This is a genomic window from Mycoplasma sp. 21DD0573 (assembly GCF_034863425.1).
Classification (GTDB): Bacteria; Bacillota_I; Bacilli_A; order Mycoplasmatales; family Metamycoplasmataceae; genus Mycoplasmopsis.
Genome location: NZ_JAYFEZ010000009.1, coordinates 35401 through 41937, shown reverse-complemented (window position 1 = coordinate 41937; position 6537 = coordinate 35401). Strand labels below are relative to the sequence as shown.

3 protein-coding genes are annotated in these 6537 nt (G+C 30.4%); all 3 read right to left on the bottom strand.

Going from position 1 to position 6537, the window contains the following annotated elements:
• Positions 1-52: 52 nt before the first annotated feature.
• The 3 genes from VBM86_RS01890 to VBM86_RS01880 are packed head-to-tail and all read right to left on the bottom strand — an operon-like array spanning position 53 to position 6533.
• Positions 53-1543: an APC family permease gene (locus VBM86_RS01890; RefSeq protein ID WP_323189685.1), complete on the bottom strand. Its 1491-nt coding sequence runs from the start codon at positions 1541-1543 to the stop codon at positions 53-55.
• Positions 1544-1549: 6 nt separating this feature from the next.
• On the bottom strand, positions 1550-4195 hold the full coding sequence (gene lon, locus VBM86_RS01885; RefSeq protein ID WP_323189684.1) for an endopeptidase La: 2646 nt from the start codon (positions 4193-4195) through the stop codon (positions 1550-1552).
• Between the two features lie 10 nt (positions 4196-4205).
• Complete coding sequence (locus tag VBM86_RS01880; RefSeq protein ID WP_323189683.1) at positions 4206-6533, bottom strand: leucine--tRNA ligase; 2328 nt, start codon at positions 6531-6533, stop codon at positions 4206-4208.
• Between the last annotated feature and the right edge of the window lie 4 nt (positions 6534-6537).

Sequence of the window (6537 nt, the reverse complement as noted above, 5' to 3'; positions counted from 1 at the left end):
TTGAGATGCTTTGAGTTTTTTATAAATTGTCTATAAAACTTGTCCTAGTTTATTATTTATTTTTTATAAAAATTAAATTATCAAATTGCTTATTGTGCTTAGCAATTCATTTATTGTAAATTTTGAATTTGTGTTTGTATTTATTAAGAAGTTTTAGTGCAAAACCAACCCCAATAAATACTACATAAATGATAATTGATACTGTATTTTTGAATTCTCATTGTCCACCTAAAATTCAAGGGAAGAATGTGATTAATAAGATAAGTGACATTATACAAATATCAATAATGTAAATAACTTTTTCTCAAACAGTTATTTTTGAAATTCTTTTCTTTGCAGCTAATCTGAATGCTATAAAGAATGTGATTAAGTCTTCAATTAATAACGCAATTGAGCTAGTTATAATTGTTGCTTTAAAGAACTCATCACTATATTCTTTATCTAAGAATATAGTAGGAACAAGTCATAATGTAATCATTGAAATCATTATTATAACTGTAGAGAAAACGATTGCATTTTTAAATTCACCCTTTTTATTTTTGTGATGCAATGAATTGAATAAGTAACCATCTTCAGAAAGAGGAACAAGTTTTCTAGCAGTTGCAACTGTTTGAAAAATTCTAAATCCTAAATCATTGCATAATAATCCAATAATGAAGATAGAGACTCCAAATGCACCTAATCCATAGGTGTAGATTTTTGAAATCTCGTTTGAACCATCTCCAGTAGTTACTTTTAATGAGTTTGGTAAGAATAAATAGAGTGAAAAGAATATTAGATAAAATCCAAATATGAAAGCTAATGATGTTAATAATATTTTTCTAAAACTCTTGAATTTAACATCTTTAGCCATAGCAGCAACATCTTCAGTTCCTGCAAAAGCATACATAAATAAAAGAACATCAGCGATAATTAATTGAGGTGTAACTTTTTTGTATGTAGCTGAGTCAGGTAATGTAGCTTCTTTTGAAACAGCGACTAACATTACAAAGATGGCTAAGATAAGTATTATTCATTTAAATAATGAGGCAATGAAAATAATTTTCTTGTTTGTTTTTAATCCAATTGTTGAAATAGCAATTATGGAAATGAATAGTAAGATCGAAATCCCTCTAACTATTCACATAACTAAGCTGTGTTGAGGAAATTCTTCTGGTTTAGGTAGTATGATTTCAACAACATCAGCTAGGAATAAAGGTGCAATTGCTGATAAAAGTGGTGTTTGAATAAATTGGTTTCATCCGATGAAGAAAACAAGATTTCTAAGACCACGTTTCTTTGGTTTTGTTAATTTACCATCAACAACATCATCATCTAAATGTCTTGCGTAAGCATACGAACCACCGTAGTGGTCATTGTATTGATTTGATAATCTAGAGAATACCAACATTATTCCAAAGCATATAAATGCTGAGAGTATCATTACAAGATACCCTCAGTAAGATATGTTCATAATTGTTGATATTGTAGTTATAAAACCTATACCAACGACAAAATTAATTGTAAAAAATGTAAAACTTTTCTGTGTGAACTGCTTTTGCATTTTTTATTATTTTGCTTTTATTTCGTTAGAAGGTTTTTGACTATTGAAAATTACATTGTAAATTTCATCATATGTTTTAACAGGTACATATGTTAAGTTTTCTTTAATTTCAAAAGGAATGTCTTTTAAGTTTTTGATATTGTTTTCAGGTATGAAAATCGTTTCAAGCCCTTTTTGACTAGCTGCAAATGATTTTTCTTTTAATCCACCAATTTCAAGGACTTTTCCTCTTAATGTAATTTCACCAGTCATACCAATTGTGTTAGGAACTGGTCTTTTTGAAAGAGCAGAAATAATTGCAGTTGTAAATGTTACACCAGCACTTGGACCATCCTTAGGAACTGCCCCTTCAGGTACGTGAATATGAATTGTATTGTTTTCAAAATCAAACTCATCAACATCAAATTTTTCAGCATTTGCTCTAACGAAAGTTAAAGCAATTTGAGCTGATTCTTGCATAACTTCTTTAAGTGAACCAGTTAACTTAATTTCTGATTTACCTGGGTATGTAGTTACCTCAATCGGCAATGTTGAACCACCAAATGATGTGTAAGCTAATCCTGTTACTAAACCTGGAACAACATCTTCTTCTTTTTCTTCTTGTTTGAATTTAATTACACCAAGTAATTCTTCAATTTTATCAAGTGTAATTACATATTCTTTTAATGATGGATCATCAAAAGTCTTAACAACTATTTTTCTAGCAATCTTATCTAATGTACGTTTAAGACCTCTGACTCCAGCTTCAAGTGTGTAATATTGAATGATGTATTTAAGCACATCATCTGAAATTTGGAAGTATTTTTCAGCTAAAGTAGCTTGCTCAAGCACTTTTGGTATTAAGTGCTCTCTAGCAATGTTTAATTTCTCATTCAATGTGTATGAAGATAATTCAATAACTTCGACCCTGTCAATTAATGCAGGTGGTATGTTTTCATAGTAGTTAGCTGTAGCAATGAAAATACATTTTGATAAGTCGTATTCGTGTTCTAAGTAGTGATCTTGGAATCTTGTGTTTTGCTCTGGGTCTAAAACTTCAAGCATTGCACTTGCTGGATCACCTTTCATATCAGCTGCCATTTTATCAATCTCATCAAGAAGGATAACAGGGTTTGAAACTCCTGCGTACATCATTCCTTTGATGATTTTTCCAGGCATAGCTCCTACGTAAGTTCTTCTGTGTCCTCTGATTTCGCTTTCGTCGTGAACTCCTCCAAGTGAAACTTTAACGAATTTTCTATTTAAAGCACTTGCGATAGCTTTTGAAAGTGATGTTTTCCCTGTTCCGGGAGGACCGACAAGGGTTAAGATAGGAACATTGTTAAATGTATTTGTTTCTTCATTGTTTTGAAATAATGAAAGGTCAATTTCAAATTTATCATCAATCTTGATTTTGTTTTCGTCAAGTTTTTTAACTTGGTTGTTTTTAATAATAACAGCTAAGTATTCAATAATTCTTTGCTTAATTTCATTTAGACCATAGTGGTGTTTATCTAAAACTTCTCTAACTCTGTTGATGTCTAATAATTCGTGTTGAACTTTTCTTCAAGGAAGTTTCTTAAGAGTATTAATGTATGTTTTGATGATTGAAGCCTCAGGAGAAACAGGAACCATTTCTTCTGATTTTTTAGTTTCAGCATCAATAAGTTTAATAACACTTTCAGGGAAGATGTCTTTGAATTTTGAATTGATGATTTGTGCATACTCATCATCAGATGCAGTTGGGTTAAGTTCTTTAATTTGTTCTTGAAGAGCTTTTAATTTTTCTCTAAGTAAGAATTCAGTTTGTTGCTTACTTAATTTTTGTGTCATCTTACCTTTTAATTCTGTTTCTGCTTGAAGAATTTCATTAATTTTTGCAGTAGCTTGAATTAAGTAAGTTTGGTATCAAAATCTGTTGTATGGTTCTTTGAAAATTTCAATTCTTTCTGGAACAACTACAGGTGAAATGTGGTTTAAGAAAGTAGCGATTAATGCACTTGCATAATCTTCAGAGAATCTATCAGTTCTACCTTCAAAGTATCTGTTTGTTAAATCAACAATACTTGTGAATGTAAAGTGTCTTCCTGATAAAGGTTCAGTTTTAAATAAGCCAATAAAATCAGAATCAGCAAATTGTTGTGGTTTATCTTCTTCAAGGTCAATTCCTACACCTGCAAAAATTGAGAAAGTTTGCAAGTAGTCATAAACTTCCCTTAATTCTTTTTTAGATAATGTAGCAGGTAAGTCAACAAATGCTCCACCTTCTCCAGATTCTGAACCTATGAAACCTTTATATTCAACGTGTGATTGAACTCCTTCAGGAAGAGTTTCAAGCATTTTAAATCCATTAGGTAAATAGAATTGTGAAATAACTTTATAAACTACGATAAATGAATCTGTTGTAGCTTTGTAAATTACTTCAAGTGGTTTTACATAGTTACCATAAACAATTTCATCTGTTGATTCAGGTTTTGCATATAAAACAACTGCTCTTCCTGATTCTTTAAGTAATTCTTCACGGTTCTTTTTAAGATCTTCAACAAGAACTTTTTCTGTAACCTCAGTTTCCATAAAACCACCAGGAATTGAATAAAAATCTGGTGTTTCAAAGAATGTTATATAGCCTGATTTATCAGCTTTCGCTTTTTTAATATATTCATTAAAAGTCATCATTCTCCTTCTATTTGTCTTTTACAACAATGTTAACGATTTTTCCAGGTACAAAGATTTCTTTGACGATTTCTTTACCTTCTAATCATTTTGTTACTTGTTCTTTTGCTTTTTCTAAGACTTCTTCTTTTTGTGCTGTTTTTGAAACTGTTAATTCAGCTCTAACTTTTCCATTAACTGTAATTCCATAAGTTACTTCATCCATTTCTAATGCAGAATTATCTATAGCAAAGTCATATAGGTTTTTTGAGTCAAAGTATTTGCTTGATAATTCTCAAGCAACGTGTGGAATGAATGGTTCAAGAATGTTTAATAAAACGTAGAACATTTCTGTGATTAATTCAGGTTTTGTGATTGAATCATATTCATTCATAATTTCCATAGTTCAAGAAACTAAAGTGTTAAATGAGAATGAATTATCATCACTTTCAAATGTGTTCTTTTGTTTTTGCATACCTTGGTAAAGTTTGAGTCTTGCAATTTTTTCTTGAGCACTTAAGGTTGATTTGTCAATGTTTTTAAAGTTTGAATTTACATCAATTTCAGAACTTCTATCGTAAAGTCTATTGATGAATTTAAAACATCCAATAACACCTGAATCACTTCATTCAAGTTCTTTTTGAGGAGGAGCTGCAAATAAGATAAATAATCTAGTTGTATCAGCACCATAGGTGTTAATCATTTCTCCAGGTTCAACTGTATTACCTTTTGATTTAGACATCTTAGCACCATCTTTAAGCACCATACCTTGAGTTAATAAATTAGCAAATGGTTCTCTAAAGTTTACTAAACCTAAATCAGATAATGCTTTGGTGAAGAATCTTGCATAAAGTAAGTGTAAGATAGCGTGTTCGATTCCACCGATGTATAAGTCAACTGAATTTCAGTAATCTAAGTTTTCTTTCTTGAAAATAACTTCGTCACGTAAGTTTGATGGTGTAGTATATCTTAAGAAATATCAACTTGATTCAAAGAATGTGTCCAATGTATCGGTTTCTCTTGTTGCTTTTGAACCACAAAGATGACAAGTTGTATTCATTCATTCTTCATTAGTTAAAAGTGGATTACCTTGACCTGTGAACTTAACTTCTTCAGGTAATAAAACAGGTAATTGGTCAAGCGAAACAGGAACTGTTCCACATTTTTCACAGTGCACAAGAGGAATTGGCGTTCCTCAATATCTTTGTCTTGAGATACCTCAGTCACGTAAGTTGTATTTAACTTCTTTAGTTAATTTAGTTTCTTCAACTTGAACTAAATTATTGTCTAAAAAGTCTAAATGGTTAACTTCCATAAAAGTGGTGTGTGTTTGATTATTTGATGAAACAATTGTTGCATCTTTGTTTGGATTATTTGATGCAAAATCAGTAATGATAACTTGAACTAAGCTACCATCAAAAGGATTTTTAACAGTGTAAGGTGTTTTGATAAAAATTTTCTTTGAAAATTCTTTTTTAACAAAGTTTAAATTGATTTCTTCAAGTAAGTCTAAAGCTTCTTGATTAAAGTAGTTTGCTTCTTTTAAGGCGTCAACTAATTGATGTTTATTTGAGATAGCAACATAATCAATTTTTGAAATGTAATCTAAATTTGATTCATAGACATTAAGTGTGTTTTGAATGTTATCTGCAAATTCAAATGTTAATTTGTAATCTTCAGTTCTACCAATTCAATTTTTTTGCATCGTAAGAACTTGTTGAGGTCAGTGTGTTTCAAGAGATTTCAGGTCTTCAAGTAATTCATCAGCATACTCGGTAATTTTTAAGTAGTAAGTATCCATTTCTTTTTGAATAACTTGATTTCCACATCTTCAACATTTGTTATCTTCAACTTGTTCGTTAGCTAAAACTGTTTGGTCAAATTCACATCAGTTTAATGAGCTTTTCTTTTTGTAAATTAAACCTTTTTCTCAAAGTTTGATGAAAATGTATTGTTCTCATTTTGTGTATGAAGCATCACAAGTGATTGTTTCATAATCTCAAGCAAATGAAATTCCTAATCTTTTAATTTCATCATCCATTGATGCAATGTTTTGATATGTTCAGCTTTTTGGATGTGTTCCGTTTTTGATTGCTGCATTTTCAGCAGGTAAACCAAAAGCATCTCAACCAAATGGGTGAAGGACATTGAAACCTTTTCTTCTAAAGTATCTAGCTACAGCATCACCGATTGAGTAATTACGAACGTGTCCCATATGCAATTTTCCACTTGGGTAAGGGAACATACTTAAGACATATTTTTTAGGTAAACTAAAATCATCTTTTGGTTCAAAAGCATTAGTTTCTGCTCAGATCTTTCTTCACTTTGAATCAATTTCTTTAAAGTTAAATTTTGACATAAAC